The sequence below is a fragment of the Paenibacillus sp. F024 genome (genome assembly GCF_057814255.1).
On record NZ_JBVASZ010000004.1, the window covers coordinates 40,274 to 56,463 of the forward strand.

22 protein-coding genes and 1 pseudogene are annotated in these 16,190 nt (G+C 49.6%); 8 read left to right on the forward strand and 15 right to left on the reverse strand.

Annotated elements, in window-relative coordinates:
- Nucleotides 1-57: 57 nt before the first annotated feature.
- The gene (locus ACZYR9_RS06370; protein ID WP_174349683.1) at nt 58-372 is read left to right on the forward strand and encodes a dehydrogenase; all 315 of its coding nucleotides are present in this window, start codon (nt 58-60) and stop codon (nt 370-372) included.
- A gap of 67 nt (nt 373-439) precedes the next feature.
- Here the strand turns inward: ACZYR9_RS06370 and ACZYR9_RS06375 are convergent, their stop codons facing one another.
- The 3 genes from ACZYR9_RS06375 to ACZYR9_RS06385 form a co-directional block, all read right to left on the reverse strand.
- Nucleotides 440-1,456, reverse strand: coding sequence for a sodium-dependent bicarbonate transport family permease (locus ACZYR9_RS06375; RefSeq protein WP_174349682.1), 1,017 nt, complete (start codon nt 1,454-1,456; stop codon nt 440-442).
- A 146-nt stretch (nt 1,457-1,602) separates the two neighbouring features.
- Nucleotides 1,603-1,974, reverse strand: a complete 372-nt coding sequence (locus tag ACZYR9_RS06380) for a Na-translocating system protein MpsC family protein (protein ID WP_174349681.1) — start codon at nt 1,972-1,974, stop codon at nt 1,603-1,605.
- A 120-nt stretch (nt 1,975-2,094) separates the two neighbouring features.
- A complete protein-coding gene (locus tag ACZYR9_RS06385) occupies nt 2,095-2,892 on the reverse strand; it encodes a TerC family protein (RefSeq protein ID WP_174349680.1) in 798 nt (265 codons plus the stop codon).
- A gap of 146 nt (nt 2,893-3,038) precedes the next feature.
- Between ACZYR9_RS06385 and ACZYR9_RS06390 the strand changes: the two genes are divergently transcribed.
- On the forward strand, nt 3,039-3,170 hold the full coding sequence (locus tag ACZYR9_RS06390; RefSeq protein ID WP_302621089.1) for a hypothetical protein: 132 nt from the start codon (nt 3,039-3,041) through the stop codon (nt 3,168-3,170).
- 220 nt (nt 3,171-3,390) lie between these two features.
- Nucleotides 3,391-4,707, forward strand: a complete 1,317-nt coding sequence (locus ACZYR9_RS06395) for a hemolysin family protein (protein WP_488977635.1) — start codon at nt 3,391-3,393, stop codon at nt 4,705-4,707.
- Between the two features lie 142 nt (nt 4,708-4,849).
- Here the strand turns inward: ACZYR9_RS06395 and ACZYR9_RS06400 are convergent, their stop codons facing one another.
- The 6 genes from ACZYR9_RS06400 to ACZYR9_RS06425 form a co-directional block, all read right to left on the reverse strand.
- The gene (locus tag ACZYR9_RS06400; protein ID WP_488977636.1) at nt 4,850-5,440 is read right to left on the reverse strand and encodes a DedA family protein; all 591 of its coding nucleotides are present in this window, start codon (nt 5,438-5,440) and stop codon (nt 4,850-4,852) included.
- Between the two features lie 124 nt (nt 5,441-5,564).
- Nucleotides 5,565-6,230, reverse strand: a complete 666-nt coding sequence (locus ACZYR9_RS06405; protein ID WP_488977637.1) for an oxidoreductase — start codon at nt 6,228-6,230, stop codon at nt 5,565-5,567.
- Between the two features lie 160 nt (nt 6,231-6,390).
- Nucleotides 6,391-6,576, reverse strand: coding sequence for a YgaP family membrane protein (locus ACZYR9_RS06410; protein ID WP_488977638.1), 186 nt, complete (start codon nt 6,574-6,576; stop codon nt 6,391-6,393).
- 73 nt (nt 6,577-6,649) lie between these two features.
- Nucleotides 6,650-6,955 (reverse strand): hypothetical protein, encoded by a 306-nt coding sequence (locus ACZYR9_RS06415; protein ID WP_488977639.1) that lies wholly within the window; start codon nt 6,953-6,955, stop codon nt 6,650-6,652.
- Nucleotides 6,956-6,969: 14 nt separating this feature from the next.
- Nucleotides 6,970-7,191 carry a hypothetical protein gene (locus ACZYR9_RS06420; RefSeq protein ID WP_488977640.1) on the reverse strand — a complete coding sequence of 74 codons (222 nt, stop codon included), beginning with the start codon at nt 7,189-7,191 and terminating at the stop codon, nt 6,970-6,972.
- Nucleotides 7,192-7,352: 161 nt separating this feature from the next.
- Nucleotides 7,353-7,976 carry a DUF3298 and DUF4163 domain-containing protein gene (locus tag ACZYR9_RS06425; protein WP_488977641.1) on the reverse strand — a complete coding sequence of 208 codons (624 nt, stop codon included), beginning with the start codon at nt 7,974-7,976 and terminating at the stop codon, nt 7,353-7,355.
- 275 nt (nt 7,977-8,251) lie between these two features.
- Here ACZYR9_RS06425 and ACZYR9_RS06430 point away from each other — a divergent pair, with 275 nt between their 5' ends.
- Nucleotides 8,252-9,019 carry a sulfite exporter TauE/SafE family protein gene (locus tag ACZYR9_RS06430; protein WP_488977642.1) on the forward strand — a complete coding sequence of 256 codons (768 nt, stop codon included), beginning with the start codon at nt 8,252-8,254 and terminating at the stop codon, nt 9,017-9,019.
- A 25-nt stretch (nt 9,020-9,044) separates the two neighbouring features.
- Here the strand turns inward: ACZYR9_RS06430 and ACZYR9_RS06435 are convergent, their stop codons facing one another.
- Nucleotides 9,045-9,335, reverse strand: coding sequence for a hypothetical protein (locus tag ACZYR9_RS06435; protein ID WP_488977643.1), 291 nt, complete (start codon nt 9,333-9,335; stop codon nt 9,045-9,047).
- A gap of 190 nt (nt 9,336-9,525) precedes the next feature.
- On the opposite strand from ACZYR9_RS06435, the gene ACZYR9_RS06440 reads away from it, so the two are divergent.
- Both ACZYR9_RS06440 and sugE read left to right on the forward strand, forming a co-directional pair.
- Nucleotides 9,526-10,107, forward strand: a complete 582-nt coding sequence (locus ACZYR9_RS06440) for a TetR/AcrR family transcriptional regulator (protein ID WP_488977644.1) — start codon at nt 9,526-9,528, stop codon at nt 10,105-10,107.
- Between the two features lie 32 nt (nt 10,108-10,139).
- Nucleotides 10,140-10,454 carry a quaternary ammonium compound efflux SMR transporter SugE gene (gene sugE, locus ACZYR9_RS06445; protein WP_488977645.1) on the forward strand — a complete coding sequence of 105 codons (315 nt, stop codon included), beginning with the start codon at nt 10,140-10,142 and terminating at the stop codon, nt 10,452-10,454.
- Nucleotides 10,455-10,491: 37 nt separating this feature from the next.
- Here the strand turns inward: sugE and ACZYR9_RS06450 are convergent, their stop codons facing one another.
- Both ACZYR9_RS06450 and yyaC read right to left on the reverse strand, forming a co-directional pair.
- Nucleotides 10,492-12,321, reverse strand: coding sequence for an ABC transporter ATP-binding protein (locus ACZYR9_RS06450; protein ID WP_488977646.1), 1,830 nt, complete (start codon nt 12,319-12,321; stop codon nt 10,492-10,494).
- Complete coding sequence (gene yyaC, locus ACZYR9_RS06455) at nt 12,318-12,878, reverse strand: spore protease YyaC (protein WP_488977647.1); 561 nt, start codon at nt 12,876-12,878, stop codon at nt 12,318-12,320. Before yyaC ends, ACZYR9_RS06450 begins: the two co-directional genes overlap by 4 nt.
- A 189-nt stretch (nt 12,879-13,067) precedes the next feature.
- Here yyaC and ACZYR9_RS06460 point away from each other — a divergent pair, with 189 nt between their 5' ends.
- Together ACZYR9_RS06460 and ACZYR9_RS06465 are read left to right on the forward strand one after the other, a co-directional pair.
- Nucleotides 13,068-14,345, forward strand: a complete 1,278-nt coding sequence (locus ACZYR9_RS06460) for a glycosyltransferase family 2 protein (protein WP_488977648.1) — start codon at nt 13,068-13,070, stop codon at nt 14,343-14,345.
- Between the two features lie 24 nt (nt 14,346-14,369).
- Nucleotides 14,370-14,513: a hypothetical protein gene (locus ACZYR9_RS06465; protein ID WP_488977649.1), complete on the forward strand. Its 144-nt coding sequence runs from the start codon at nt 14,370-14,372 to the stop codon at nt 14,511-14,513.
- A 332-nt stretch (nt 14,514-14,845) separates the two neighbouring features.
- On the opposite strand, the gene ACZYR9_RS06470 is transcribed toward ACZYR9_RS06465, so the two are convergent.
- From ACZYR9_RS06470 to thyA, 3 genes and pseudogenes are all read right to left on the reverse strand, one after another.
- Nucleotides 14,846-15,163 carry a hypothetical protein gene (locus ACZYR9_RS06470; RefSeq protein WP_488977650.1) on the reverse strand — a complete coding sequence of 106 codons (318 nt, stop codon included), beginning with the start codon at nt 15,161-15,163 and terminating at the stop codon, nt 14,846-14,848.
- Nucleotides 15,164-15,237: 74 nt separating this feature from the next.
- Entirely contained in the window at nt 15,238-15,774 is a 537-nt protein-coding gene (locus ACZYR9_RS06475) for a dihydrofolate reductase (RefSeq protein WP_488977651.1), read from the reverse strand.
- A gap of 132 nt (nt 15,775-15,906) precedes the next feature.
- Nucleotides 15,907-16,188, reverse strand: a pseudogene (thyA, locus tag ACZYR9_RS06480) (thymidylate synthase); the annotation flags it as partial.
- Nucleotides 16,189-16,190 lie beyond the last annotated feature (2 nt).

The window sequence follows — 16,190 nt, forward strand, 5'->3', positions numbered from 1 at the left end:
AGTACCCGCACCCCCTCCTTGCGCATAGCATAAAGCAAGGAAGGAGTGTGCCGACTCATGAACCCTGACAACAAGTTGAAGCATAACCAGCCCCTGCCGTCCGCGCGGCAAATCCGCCGCACCTGCAGCCGCGAGCTGTACCGGGCACGGAAAAGGATGGGGGGCTATTTTGCTCCCGAGCTGATCAAGCAGGCTGACGAATTGTATTATAAAAAGGTGATGCTGAACCTCCCTTTTATCGCCGAGCACGGCAGCAACCGCAAGGTGCTCGCGGATTGGTTCGATGATAACGTATGCGGAGAAATCGCCGTTATATGGAACGTAGAGCCCGATGTGCTCGGCAGAGCATTCCGGGAGTCCTTCGGGGGCTGACGCGAACAGCGCGTCAGCTCTTTTTTATCTTCAGTTCATTCCGGGGATGGCAGCGGCAAAGCGTGATTTATGAATACAGCGCTTGTGCAAGCCATAGGTAGAAAGGAATGCCGACAGCCAGATTCAAAGGAAAGGTCACGCCTAACGCTAAACCCAAGTAAATCGAAGGATTGGCCTCCGGAACGGAGGACTTTAACGCGGCGGGGGCAGCAATATAGGAGGCGCTGGCGGCCAAAGTTCCCATGAGCATGCTGCTGCCGATCGATAGGCCCACTGCTTTTCCGATCGCTATTCCTAACGTTCCATACAGCAGCGGCGCGGCTAAAGCAAATCCGATAAGCAGGTAGCCGTTCTGTTTCAGCCCGCTGATTTGAGCGCCGCATACGATTCCCATGCTCAGCAAGAACAGCAGCAGGAACCCGCGGTAAAGATCTATAAAAAGCGGTTGAACGATCGGCAGCGCGTCTTGGCCGGACAGTAGGCCGATCATTAAGCTTCCAAGCAGCAACAGAACACTTTTGCCGGAAAGGCATTCCTTAATAATATGGAAATTAATCCCCTTGCGAAAGACCGGCAGGATGCTGGAATATAATTTCGCAGGAGCAACAGAGCTCGACGTGGCAGCGTTTTTGAACATGTTTAGCAGGATGAGTGAAATCACGAGCGCAGGCAGCTCCATAATCGCCACTACCGCACTCATATAGGTCTCATAGGCAGTACCTGTTTTCTCCAAAAAATCTACCGCGGCGCCAAAGGTCACGATGCTCACCGAGCCGTAAGTCGCAGCCAAGGCCACGGCATTATAGATGTCCAGCTTGAGCATCCGCAATACGAATACCGTCAATAGCGGAATCACCATACCGAGCAAAAGACCTCCCGCGATCGGGTTAACCAGCACGGACAACGGATATTTTGAGAGTTCGATCCCCCCTTTTAAACCGATAGCTACCAAGAGATAAATGCTTAGTGTCTCGCTTAATCCTTTTGGAATTTTCAAATCAGACTTTAATTGGGAAGCTATCAGCCCCAGAGCAAAAAACAGAACGGCCGGCGATGTCATATTCGCGATAAAAATATCAAACATTAGTATTTCCTCCACCCATTTCTTGTAGATTAAAAACAAAAAACCGGCAAATGTCCGATTCCACGCAAGCTTTCTTGCATGAATCAGATATTTGCCGGTTATCTTCAACTCGCCGTTATGCGGCGCCTTGTTGATCTCCTGGCTGATTATCGTTTGGCTGGCCAGCCTTCGCCCAGGCTCTCATCTAACATAAACACCATGATCCGTTCGCCTGTACGCGTCGAAATATCGGTGTGAAACGAAACGACTCGACAGCCGGTGATCTCATAAATCAGCGATTCGAGCTGGTTCACTCCCGCTTCCACCAAATCGGACCGAATCTTTTTGACCGAAAGCATACCGTCCTTTTGCTCTGCCAGCAGCTTCTCGGCGGGAGTCAGCACTCCCTTTAGCATGACCACAATCATATTGCGAATGATGTCTGTCCTGACCTCGACGGAACCGCGTCCCAAAAAATCCTTTTCCCACTGGGTTAATGCTCTGCTGACCTCGGCCTCGATCATACCTTTAGTCTTCATAGCATTCTCCCTTGTCCAAATCTTATGCTTATTATAACCGAATCGCACCGCTTGTCAATCCGCAGCCGTAAAAACAGCGAAGGGCACCGGAGTGCCCTTCAAGTATGTGAGGATGGCCGATTAATGTGCAGCTTCTGCAGATTTTGCTTCCTCGTTCTTTTCTTTAGACAAGAACCAGCCGCTGACCGCGATGAATACCAAGACCGAATAAAAAGTGATTTTCCAAGCCGTCGAGCTTGCGAAGCCTTGTGGCAGAATGGCCAATGCCGGATGAGAGAGGGTATACACGGACAGCTTCACCCCTACCCAGCCTACAATGAAGAAGGCTGCGATCTCCAGTCCCGGCTTGCGGTGGAGCAGATTAACGAAGAAGGAGGCCGCGAAACGCATAATGAGCAAGCCGATAAATCCACCTGTGAAAATCACCCAGAAGTGTCCGCCATCCATGCCCCCGACTTGTGGAAGGTTGGTTTTGGGAAGAGCGACAGCGAGTGCGACGGCCGCCAAAATCGAATCTACCGCAAACGCGATATCCGCAAGCTCTACCTTGATGACCGTTGTCCAAAACCCGGAGCCTTTCTTTTCCGTCTTCAACCCAGGCTCTACTGCCGCACGCTCGTTAGCTTTTTTCATGACAAGCTTTCTAAAGATATGGTTTAAAGCGATGAAGAGAAGGTATAATGCTCCGATCGCTTGAACCTGCCACACGCCCACCAGAAAGGAAATGGCGAAAAGGGAAGCGAATCGGAACACGAAGGCTCCGGCCAATCCATAAAAGAGTGCTCTTTTTCTTTCCTTTTCCGGCAGATGCTTCACCATGATCGCCATGACCAATGCATTATCCGCTGCCAAAAGCCCTTCAATCCCGATTAGAATCAATAATACCCATCCATACTCCAACAATACTGAAAATTCCATCTGACCCACTCCCTCATGTTTAAGTTAAGAATTAAAAAAACCTTTACCCGGAAGGTAAAGGTCACAAAAAGAGACCTTTACCTATACCAGGCAAAGGTCTCGCTAACAACGAATCGTTGCCAATAAAGCCGGAGAAGGTTCTCGAAATGACGACTTTATTGTACAGCTACTCCCCTTTGGAGTCCGCCTGCATGAAGGATACCGAATCGGAGTCTTTATCTCATGCGGCTTTGTATGATATTACGGGGCTTCTGAAGAAAGGTTTCATTTTGGAATAATTTATTTTTTGCCTAATTCCGAAAAAAATAAAGAGGGCCAAAATTCTATATAAACAAAGATTTATACCCTATTAAACCGAATTCCGAGTGATTTTCGGTTAAATTCAGCATGTTTTCAGCAAAAATCGAGTTTGAAAGTTTTAATGAACTTTTATAATATGAGTTCATAAGAACTTATTAATGATCTTGTAGTATGAGATGAACCAAAAAGGAGATTGGTATGATTACCCTTAATTTAGTACTCATCGTTGTGCTTATCCTCGCTACCGCTTTATTTGTAGCCACCGAGTTCGCTATCGTAAAGCTAAGACCCAGCCGAGTGAACCAGATGGTCATGGAGGGCAGAAGAAACGCGCTGGCCGTTCAAAAAGTCACAAGTAACCTTGACGGATACTTGTCCGCCTGCCAATTGGGTATTACCGTTACAGCCCTTGGACTTGGCTGGCTCGGAAAGCCAACCGTCGAGAAACTGCTGTATCCTGTATTTTCCGGTTTTCTGCCGGCTGAAATGGTTTCCCTCTTATCCTTTATCGTAGCTTTTTCCTTGATTACCTTTTTACATGTGGTTGTTGGTGAGCTTGCGCCAAAATCGCTCGCGATTCAAAAAGCTGAAATGGGCAGCAGCATTTGTGCTCCTCCGATGATTTTCTTCTATAAAGTCATGTATCCTTTTATTTGGCTCCTGAACGGGTCGGCAAACAAATTGATCCGGCTGTTCGGATTAAGACCGGCTAAAGAGCATGAGGAAGCGCATACGGAAGAGGAGCTGCGCATCATTTTATCCGAAAGCTACAAGAGCGGAAACATTAATCAATCCGAGTATGGATATGTCAATCGGATTTTTGAGTTCGACGAAATGCTTGCCCGTGAAATTATGGTGCCGCGTACGGACATGGTATGTCTGGATGTGCAGAATACCCATGAACAAAACATGGCGATTATCAAGGAAGAACAATTTACCCGTTTTCCAGTCATTGATACGGAGAAGGACAATGTCATCGGCTTCATCAATACCAAACAGCTGTTCCTAAAACGCAGCACTCAGCCTGATATTGAACTGACGACCCTGCTGCAGCCCGTTCTCTCGGTTTCGGAAGCCACGCCAATTCAAAAGCTGTTGAAGCTGATGCAAAAGCAGCAGGTGCACATGGTAATCCTGCTTGACGAATACGGCGGTACATCAGGCCTTATCACTATAGAAGATATTCTTGAAGAAATTGTCGGTGAAATTCAGGACGAATTTGATACCGAAGAAAAACCCGATGTCGAAAAAATCAATGACGAGCATATCATCGTTGACGGTAAAGTTCCTTTGACCGCGGTTGGTGAACTGTTCCAGGCATCATTTGAAGATGATGATTTTGATACGATCGGCGGCTGGTTATACAATCAAAATCCCGCTCTTAAGAAAGGCGGCAAGTGGGAATTCAATGGGTTGACTTTTGTCGTCAAGGAAAGAGACCGTCACCGCATTCGCAAAGTGGAGATTTTCAAAGCCCCTGCCCCTGCTCCGGTCGCGACGGTTGAAGAGGAATAACAAAACGCACATTCACCAATAATTTATCAAAAAAACCATCCCGTACTTGATAAGTGCGGGATGATTTGCTGTCAATGCTATGGATTCCTGAATGCTCGTTTCGGTATAAGCGATATATTTTCTAACAAGGAGACAAGTATTCTTAAGCAGGCCTCAGTTTGCGTTTGATTACAACGTAGACAAGTATTCCTACCACGATCACAAGGGAAATCGGCATCATATATTGCTTGGCCAAAGGAGCTACATGTTCCCATTGAGGGCCTAGTTTATATCCCAAATAAACATATAGGGATGTAATAGGCAGCATGGCCAAAAAGGTATACACTGAAAACTTGATGACATTCATCTTGGCTATGCCGCAGGGGATTGAAATTAACGTCCTTACACCAGGCAAAAATCTTCCGAAAAAGGCTACTCCGCCGCCATATTTCTCAAAAAAACGATCCGATGCGTCCAGCTGGTGGGAGCGAATGAAAAAATATTTTCCATACTTTTCGATAAAAGGTCTGCCGCCGTATCTGCCCAGCAGGTACAAAGTAAGAGGGCCGGTTGTACCGCCGATCGTTCCGGCAAGGATGGTCGGAATCAGCTGGAAGTCCCCCTGAAAGACCCAGTAGCCTGCTAACGGAAGTACGAGCTCTGCGGGTACAAACTCAAAGGTAAGGGCAATAACAATGCCGGAATAGGACAGCCCCTTCAAAAAATGAATGAATTCAAGGATTAACCGTTCCATTAAATGCTCCTTTGATTATATTGGAAACCTATTCTATTATTATAAAAATTGTATCCTCCTGTTTTCAAGTATAAATCGTTTTACGGGTCCGCACCATAAAAAGAAAGAATCTCTAAGGCGTTTCTTATAAGATTTTAATTTCATCGGAGCGGTAGATCCGTACCCCAACCTTCCCCTTTTTTGCCGCTTGAATCATTCCCCGGGCCACCGCGGTTCCGGTTATCGGTTTATATGGACCAAAGCCTCCGATCATAAGAAATGAAAACACGGTACCAAGGATTTCCGCCATTTTTTCACCGAATCGGAACTCATCGCGTTGACCAAGCAAAAGCGAGGGTCTGAAAATATGTAATGATGGCAAATCCAGATTCTTAAGGGATTCTTCCACTTCCCCTTTGACGCGGCTGTAAAAAAATATGGAATTGGGGTCGGCGCCCATCGAGGACACCATCAAAAATGAGGAAGCACCGTATTTCTTGGCCAGTGTCCCAAGCAGTACAGGATAATCAAAGTCTACCTTGCGGAATTGCGCTTTGGTTTTGGCCTTTCGGATTGTCGTCCCTAAAGCACAAAATACATGAGATCCGTTAAGCTTATCCTTCAGCTCCTCCGCAAGCGTTTCCTCTTCCCAATGGGTAAGGATGAGAGTCAACTTGTCATGATGCAGCTCCAACGGACGTCTAACTAAAGCAATGACCTTATCGTACTCGGGGTCCGACAGAAGAAGCCTGACCAGCTCGCGGCCTACCAGCCCGGTTGCCCCGGCTACTATCGCTGTTTTTTTCATCATGATCCCCCGTATATAAGAACTCGTGAACGGCTGACCCACGGTATATTTATAGTAATCGAATCCTTTTACAATCTCAAATTCACCCCCAAAATGAAAAAGCCCTCTGCATTAAGATGTCTAGGGCCTCAATAGTATAATTTGAATGTACGTGTTAAAGAATCTATTTACAGGTGGAAATTCCCAGGGCTTTATTCAACGGACAGTATCGAACTGCACCGGTTATTATAGGCGCTAATCCAATGAGCCCCCACCAGCTTCTATAATAGAGGCCTAATAACAGGATGATAGCTCCAATGGATATCCTTATAATCTGTTCCGTTTTTCCTACGTTACATTTCATTTGCATCAATCCCTCCGGTTATGCAGAATCACCAGGCTATTTCACAGAGGCTTGTTCAAATAAGACTTGAGTTTTAGCATCATAAAATGTGCATGCTTTCAATATGCTTTTTGGTTTCCTCTGTACCTAATTCATAGATCAATGAATAAATATCGTGCAAGACCATGTCATATGCATCGTTCGACGCATCAAAATGATAGGGAACTCCGGCTGCATGGGTCCTGAGAAAATTATCATCTTCAATGTAAGATTGATCCTCAAACAGCGCTTGAAGCTTGGCATACTCCTCCGGTGTGGCTTCGATTTCCAGCTCATAAGCTGCCTCGCCTTGGGCTGCCATAATCGTCCCCGCCTGAACGGAAACATAATATTTGCTTTTGTCCATGAATATCCCTCCCCTTAACGATTTAAATACATGTATAATACCGCTCCTAATACAAGGATGACCGGAAATAATACATATGCGATTAAAATAGGGTTGGCCATAATCGGATGCTTTGCCGTTGTTTCATTCATGCCTTTATCCAATTCGTGATGCTGCTGCTTGCGTATGGCCGATACGGACCAAATCAAGGCCACTACGCACACGACAAGAGCTGATAGGAGTAAAAAAGTAAGCATCTTGGATCCCTTCTTCGTGTTGGATTGGAATGTAAGTTTACTTTTCCACAAGCAGTAAATATCTATTCAAATGACCTTGTTTTCTGACTGAGGATGGCCCTAAAACGGCAAATAACCGGCTATCCCGTTGGGATGCGGATGCCGGTTTAAACAGGACAGTTCTATAACAATCTGCCGATCGGTCCGTTCGTATCCACGATATCCATAATGCTGCGAAAAGGAATTTCGAACGTAGGAAACCCGTAGACATAAGGGGTATATTCGTACAGCTGAAAGTAGATCGCAACCGCTTGTTCGGTCAAATAAAAAGACTGATTCTCATCGATAGCCCGAAACTCCGCAATCATCGGGATATCCCGCTCTTTGAACTCACGTCTGATGATATCGGACAGGCGGGCGATGTAATCGCTCCCCGGCTTAAATAAATCTTTCAGCCTGTATTCATTCCCGTCCTCCAAATTAAAGGTCTGCGAGCCTTGGTACGTTATTCCGTGAGCTGCTCCCTGTGCATAGCCGAAGTTGTCGTACAGCAGACTAAGCAGTCCGCTCCGGTTAAGCTTGACTTGATATCCGCCCGTTAAGGCCTTGGTCGGATCCTTCACATAACCCTGCAGCCGGATTAAATCGTATACCGCATCCAAAATGGAGTTGTTGATCATTCGGCGTACCAGCCCGTTCTTCAATTCCACCACCTGCGGATACTTCAGGTCCAGCCGCGGTTTCACCAGCCTGTGGGTAGTAATCCTCACCATTTCTTTATCCTTCTCCATTTCTGCCTGTTCCATCGTCACACCCCCGGTATATTCATAGGTTGATGTCCCAGTATATGCGGCAAATACCCGGCGGTGTGAAAAAAACGGAACAAAAAGCCTGGCCCTGCTCCCATGCATTTCCTGATAATGTTATATTCTTTGAACCCAGGGTTCGAGCAAAATGTCCTATTTCCCATGTGGAAAATAAAAAGAATAGCTGTTGTCGAAACTATCGATTTCAGCTATACTCTATCTGTTATCCGGAAGTTACGATTCCAACGTTATTGAATTGAAGGAGAATGAGTCTCGTGGAATGGCCAACTTTAGAAATGCTCGTTTTCCTTGTCGCCGCCGGCTTTATCGCCGCTTTCATCGACTCCGTCGTAGGCGGGGGCGGTCTGATTTCGGTTCCCGCTCTGCTGATGACCGGACTTCCTCCCAGCATGGTGCTCGGCACAAATAAATTAGGAGGAACACTGTCGTCCTTGACCAGCACGGCTTCTTTTTTATTTTCAGGCAAAATCAGCATCCGAATGGTTCTCGCGCTGTTTCCGCTATCCTTTATAGGATCGGCATTAGGAACGTATACCGTCCATTTGCTCCCCTCAACCTTCATGCGGCCGCTGGTTGTCGTACTGCTCATTGTAGTCTTGATTTACACTCTGCTTAAAAAGAACTGGAACGGTACGGGAAAGCCCGTACAGCTCACGCTTCTCCACCAGCTGGCGGCAGGCGTCTGTGCATTGGTTATCGGTTTTTACGACGGCTTTTTCGGTCCCGGTACCGGATCGTTCCTGCTGTTTATGTTTCTGCTGATGGGTTATGACTTTATAGGCGCATCCGCGAACGCAAGAGTGCTTAATTTTGCAAGCAATATCGCCAGCTTGGCCTCGTTTTTTGTCTTTGGATCGGTACACCTGGGTTACGGCATTCCGATGGGTCTGGCCATGGTCGCAGGAGCGCTTGTCGGTACGCAGTTCGCGATCCGAAAGGGCTCCCAATATGTTAAGCCTTTATTTATTGTCGTTACCACACTTCTGATCGGAAAGCAGTTGTGGGATTTGCTGTCATCATAGCCAAGAGGTCTTCGGACCTCTTTTTTTAACCGGCAAAAACGACAAATGTAGCCAGGTAATCGGTATTTCCTATTTGCTTCATTTGATTGCTGAGCAGCTCCGCTCCCGGATTTCTCACCACATGGGGATTGCTCACGGGCCGCATGTCCTCCCAGTCGCACTCAACCCCATGCCCGCCCGCATCCCCCGCATACATTCGGCAGCTTCCGCAGAACCCTTGTTTTTGCTCCTCATTGAGCTTTACCACTTTATTTCGCAGGCAGCAATAGACATTGCTGTTCTCATCGGCCAGATTGATATGTCTGATTTGACGCATAAGCATGTGCTCCTTTCCAAATATACTGACGATTTCACCTCATAAGTTATAAAAGAGTAATACCCATTATATATGCGGACGAACCCGTTTATGTTCATTTTTTGAAAGCTGCAGCTTGCTTTTTTATACCAAAGACTCTATAATCAACCTTACCTAATTATCGTTAGTTAGGTTAAGGAGTGAACACTTGATGACGGTACAAAAAATCAAATCCGCCGCCCTTCGTCTTTTTGCCCAAAACGGGTACGATGCCGTTCCCTTGTCGGAAATCGCCAAGGAAGTAGGGATCAAAACGCCGTCGCTCTATGCTCATTTTCGAAGCAAAGACGACTTATTTTTTGCCGTGTTCGAGGACTGTCTGACTGAGCATACCACCCGCATGGCGGCATTGATGAAACGCCTGCAGGGAAGAAGCATAGAAGAGCAGCTGTATACGGTCATTCATGACGCTTGCCGGTCTTACTTGCTCAGCGAGGAGCATATGACCTTCCTCAAGAGAGTGATGCTGTTCCCGCCGGCCCCTCTCCAGGAAACGCTGCGCGAGAGGTTCTCCGCCTCGGAAGACCAGCTTAACGGACTATTGACGGCTCTTTTCACTGAAGGCATGAAATCCGGTCTGCTGCGGCGTGAACGCCCGGAAGATTTAATCGCTTCCTTTTACTGTCTGCTTGACGGTTCGTTTATTCAACAGTTTTATTATAAACGCGAAGACTGGGAGCATCGGCTTGAAACCGTTTGGAAAATCTATTGGAAGGGCATCGCGGCAACGTAGCTTATACACACAAAGAAAGGATAAGAGATATTATGGCATGGATTTATTTGGTTATCGCAGGACTAATGGAGATTGTATGGGCCATGGGACTGAAATATACAAACGGGTGGTCAAGACTTGGGCCCAGCGTACTGACCATCGCCGCCATGGCGGTGAGCTTTTACTTCTTGTCCATGGCGCTCAAAAGCCTGCCGATCGGCACGGCTTACGCGATATGGACCGGCATCGGCGCAGTCGGCACCGTTGTCGTCGGCATGCTGTTTTTCGGAGAACCCCGCGATTTGCTTCGGCTTGGCTTCGTGCTTGCGATCGTCGTCGGCATCGTCGGCTTGAAGGTAACGGCCTAACACCGGCGTCAACCCGCATTAAGCCAACATTGCACCTTCAAACTTCGCCTGCTGCATAAGAGGCTTTCTCAAATTGGGTACGGTACAGCCGCGCATACAGACCTTCCTTTTGGAGCAGGTCGCTATGGCGTCCGGTCTCTACGACTCGGCCTCCCTCGAGCACAACGATACGATCCGCCGACAAAATCGTTGACAGCCGATGGGCGATGACCAGCGTGGTGCGGCCCCGCATCAGCTCATCCAATGCCGCCTGAACGTAAGCCTCCGATGCAGAATCGAGATGGGACGTCGCTTCGTCGAGAATCAGGATGCGGGGATTTTTCAGGATCGCTCTCGCCATCGCCAAACGCTGCCGTTCCCCGCCGGATAAGCGGTGACCCCGCTCGCCGACCGTCGTATCATAACCTTGAGGCAGGGCCGTGATCACCTCATGAATGTAAGCCTGACGGCAAGCCTCCTCTATCTCTTCCGGAGATGCCTCCTGACGGGCAAAGAGCAGATTTTCCCGCACCGTTGCGTGGAACATGAACGACTCCTGCGTAACGAACGCCACCTGCCGACGCAGGCTGGCCAAGGTCACCTCCCGGATATCTTGGCCGTCTACGATAACAGTCCCGGCAGTCGGATCATATAAGCGCGCCAGCATGCCGATCAATGTCGACTTGCCCGCCCCGCTTGGTCCCACGATGGCAATCACTTCTCCGGGACGCGCAGTGAAGGAAACGTCCTGCAAAGCATACAACCCCGGCTGATAAGCGTACGATACGCTGCGGAATTCGATATGCCCACGGACTTCAGGCAGCTCGCGCGCATGCTCGGCATCCCGAACCTCGGGCTCCAAATCCTCATATTCAAACAGCCTTTGAAACACCCCAAGCGCTGTTCCTACCTCGACACGCAGATTGAGCAGCGTGCCCACCGGACCGTATAAGCGCCCAAGATAAGCGGCAAAAGCAATAATACTGCCGACCGTCATGGTGCCTTCAATCACCTTCCAGCCCCCATACAAATAAATGAGAGCTGTACCGACGGGTCCCAACACTCCGATGACCATTCCGTACCAGCGACCGACGAGATTAAGCCTCAGCTCCAGGCCCATCACCTTCTCATTGAGATGTGTGAACTGCTTCTGCTGATTTGGCTCCTGCTGGAAAATGCGGGTCAACAGCGCTCCGGACACGCCAAAAATTTCACCGAGCCGGGCCGACATGTCCCCGCGAACCTTTTGGGTTTCTCCGCGAAGCCGCTTGCGCACCTCCGACACCTTGCGTACAGGCAGGATGAACAAAGGAAGAATGATCGTGGCCAGAATGGCCAAACGCCAGTCCAGCACGAACAGGATGATGATCGTCGTGACTACAATGACAGACTGTGTGACAGCCGAAACGATCAACGTCGTCACCACATTCTGAACCGCCTGGACGTCCCCGGTCACCCGCTGGATGATTTCTCCGGATTTGGCATCCGTAAAAAAGCTCATGGACTGCCGCTGCAGATTGGCAAACAGCGACTGCCTCAGGTCGCGCATAACGCCTTGTCCAACCTTCGTATTTTCGTGATTTTGCCACACCCCAAGCAGACCGCTTAGAAGCGGAAGCAGCACCATCAGAGCAGCCAATAAAAGCAGCTGCCGCAGGTTTCTCTCCGGCAGTGCCGTATCAATGATTTCGCGCATGATAAGAGGGGGGACAAGTCCGAGTACACTTCCTGCAAGAGCCAAAGCAAGAATGGCTGAAAGCTGCAGGCGATATCTTTTGAACAGCCGGTAAATCCGCGCTATCGATACATCCTTAAGACTGGCTTTTTCCCTGTTCTGCGCATACGGATGTCCTCCGCCTTCACCAAAACGCATACCGCCATTCCTCATTCGCTGCCTTCCTTCTTTACCTCGGTTTCGGGCTTTAGCGGAAACACGCTGCCAATGGCCGTCACAATTTCCCGGGCCATCGTCATAACCCTATATAATGAAGTACTTTGTAATATGGCATATTTTTGCCCCTGATCCACATTGACGATCGCCGCAATGGAGTAATTGCCGACATGGGGAAGCTGCTTGCCCACCGATTTGCCCGGCTCGATCGGGCGATTGGATACTTGATACCACCCTAACGAGGCCGGCTGACCCAGACAGGCATCGATGGCTATGATTTTGAGGCCCAGAGGGATCTCTAACATCCGCTCCCGCATATTGCTCGCATCAAACGGAAACATCAGCGTTCCGACCACATACGGATAACCCGCTTCCTGCAGCATGGTGCCGACAAGCGGACCAAGGGCATCGCCGGTAGAGCGATCCGTGCCGATACACAAAAACAAGAGATTATGCGGCCCCATTCCCTGATTGCGGAGCCTTTCCAAAAAATCGGGAAGCTCGTCCGCTTTCAGTTTCTTGCGGTAGATCGGCTCGGCCTGCTCGTTCGTCATCGCTTTTCCCCTTCCGTTTGCAGCATAATGGTTGATAAAAGTGCCAAGCTGACATGATATACACTTGTAGCATACCGCATGGCTGTTGTTTGTTTCAAGATTTGTTGTCCGCTTTAAGCGCGTGATATAATTTGAAATAAACCGTCATTCATTTCATCCAGGTTCAACAGAAAGCGCAGGTGTTGATCGATGCGGATCATAGAGGTCTGGGCGCTTGTTGCGCTGGGTTACTGGGTGTTCATGCTGTGGGATACCGTTCGTTCCAGAAAATGGATGGTCAGCCTTCCCCGTTCCTCGAAGAATACCGGGATTTACATAGAAGGAGCTCACGGCCGTGGAAGCAGAGGAAGCCCGGTCTCTCCTGCGGCCTCCGCGTTCACGGGCTTTGGGCCCGCTTTAGCGGATACACCGCTGGTTTCCGTCATTATCGCAGCCAAAGAAGAGGAAGCCTCCATCGCGGATACGGTCAAGCATCTTCTCGGCCAATCCTATCCGAAGCTTGAAATCATCGCCGTAAACGATCGTTCCAAGGATGCAACCGGCCGACGTTTGGACGAGCTTCGCCGCTGGTCCGAAAGCCGGGAGGGCATCACCGTCCCGCTGCGGGTTATCCATATCACCTCGCTGCCGTCCGGATGGCTGGGCAAGAATCACGCTTTATATCAGGGTTACCTGCAGGCTAGGGGCAAGTACCTGCTGTTTACCGATGCGGATGTGCAGTTCGAGCCCCATACCGTCGCAGATGCGGTGCGATATATGCAGGAGCAGCAGGCCGATCACTTAACGCTTGCCCCGCGGATGATCGCACGAGGGTTCTGGCTTAAGGCCTTCGTGAACTATTTCTTTTTTGCCTTATCCCTATTCATTCGTCCCTGGCGGGTAAACGATGATTTACAGCACAGACACGGCATGGGTGTCGGTGCCTTCAACCTCATTACCAGAAGGGCATACGAAAGAATCGGTACGCATGAGGCAATCGCGATGCGACCGGACGATGACCTTCAGCTCGGGCGGCAGGTGAAGCGGGCCCGACTGCGCCAAAGACTTGCCTCCGGCGCTCGTCATATCTCGGTGGAGTGGTATCCCGGCTTGAAGGATGCCGTGCGGGGGCTTGAGAAAAATATATTTTCCGGCTTCGGCTATCGGATCAGTGTGGCTGTTCTTGGAGTCATCGGACAGCTGGCGCTGTTTTTATTCCCGTTTGCAGGGATGGTATTGGCACCCGGCTGGGCGGCCGCCGTTTTCGCTTTATCCGTCTTTCTGATGCTCTCCGTGTACTTTCTGCTGATCCGTTCGATCGCAGGCGAAGGCGGGGTTGAGGTCTTGGCGCTTCCCGCTACCGTCGTGCTGCTTTGCTATATCGTGACCCGTTCGGTATGGCTGACGATACGACAAGGCGGCATTTATTGGAGGGGCACCTTCTATTCGCTAAAGGAACTCCGCCGGATGAAGGATCCTAATTCATAATAAACATATCTAAAGGGGATCATTATGGATTTCAATAAAATCAGATCCGTACAGGAAAAAGAGAAAACTGTCATGCACAGCTCGTCGAAGCAATGGAAGTATGCTCTGGTCAGCTTGCTGCTCACGTTCGCTCTGATTGTGATTTACCGGCATGTGCAGCAGGTATGAGCAACAAACTATAATAACCTATATACCTTACATTGAATTGGCGGACGCGGCGGTGTGTCCGTCTTTTTGTTTATCGGCCGCTATATCCGCCAAAGCTCGCGGCACCATGTAATGTGATTCCGTCCGAGAATAGTTCCCGATCCTCCTGCCGCCGATAAACACACGAAACATCCCGTTCCGGAATGCGGAACGGGATAGACAACGCGATGGGATGAATGAAACGCTCATTTCAATCTTTCCTTCCAGGCTTCCTGCACTCCGGACATGGGAAAAACAGTCCCCCGGACATACATCGTCAAGGGACAGCACGTGCTTTTTATTCCTCCGCCGCTTCAGCGCACCTGCCTAGGCTGCTCCGTATTCGAAGCGACCACATCCAGGCTTTGCAGTGCCTGCTCCAATTGCTGCTGCACCTGGGCAAGCTCCTGATGATGGTGCTCATGATCCTGCGCTTCCATCTGGGCCTGCGCATTCTCCAAAAGCCGCTGGGCCGCTTTCATCTCGCCAATGGCGGCTGACAGCTTATGCGGGTCGGATTGAAGCTGGGCGTGGCGCACCGCCATCTCTGCGTCTTTAGCATTCTGCATGGCTTTCTCCGCATTGTCGATCACGTGGCGGATCGGCATTTGATGTTGGTTGACCTGAGTCATATTCGGCATCTTCCTCTCGGGTAAACTGGCTGTGCATACGATTCACCCTTTAAGATGCGCATAAACGCCCCGCTTCATTCCGCTGGGCCGGAGTCCCGCTCTGTTTCATCGCTTGCCCGTTCGTAGAGCACGAACTCATAATCGTACGGGTTTTTTTCATCCCGTACGCCCTTCTCCCGCGACACGACCCGCCATTGCCTGCGGTCAACCTCAGGGAAAAACGTGTCCGCTTCAAAGCGATGAGCAATTTCGGTAATATACATCCGGTCCGCATGCGGCAGCAGCAGGCTGAACAGCTCCGCGCCTCCGATCACAAAAAACTCTTCGGTCTCCTTGTCCCCTCCGCGGCTATAGGCCTTCACGGCTTCCTCCACCGAATGCACGACTTCACAGCCCTCAGCCTTAAATGCGCGATCCCGCGTCAAAATCACATTGCGGCGCCCCGGCAAAGGCTTGCCGATCGAATCATACGTTTTGCGGCCCATCAAAATCGTGTGGCCCAAGGTCGTTTTCTTAAAAAAAGCCAGGTCTGCCGGCAATCGCCATGGCAGCTTATTGTCTATGCCGATTCCACGGGCTTCATCCATGGCCAAAATTAACGTTATCGTCACGCGAAACCTCCTCCATATATCACACACCGCAAGCTCCAACGTATCGGAAGCTGCTCACACGATCAGATCGCTGTTGGCGTTTTAACGCCGGGAATGAGGGTTATACCGATATCTTGGTTATTCCGTTTCCGGTTAAATAGCGATCGGCGCCTTGATGCCGGGATGAGACTGATATCCCACGATTTCGAAATCTACATATTGATAGTCGAAGATGGATTCGGGCTTCCGTTTAATGATCAGCTTCGGCAGAGGGTAAGGCTCTCGGGTGAGCTGCAGCTTGGCCTGTTCAATATGATTCGAGTAGATGTGAACGTCGCCGCCGGTCCAAATTAAGTCCCCGACCTCCAGATCACACTGCTCAGCCACCATATGGGTCAACAAGGCGTAGGATGCCAAATTAAACGGCAGGCCAATCA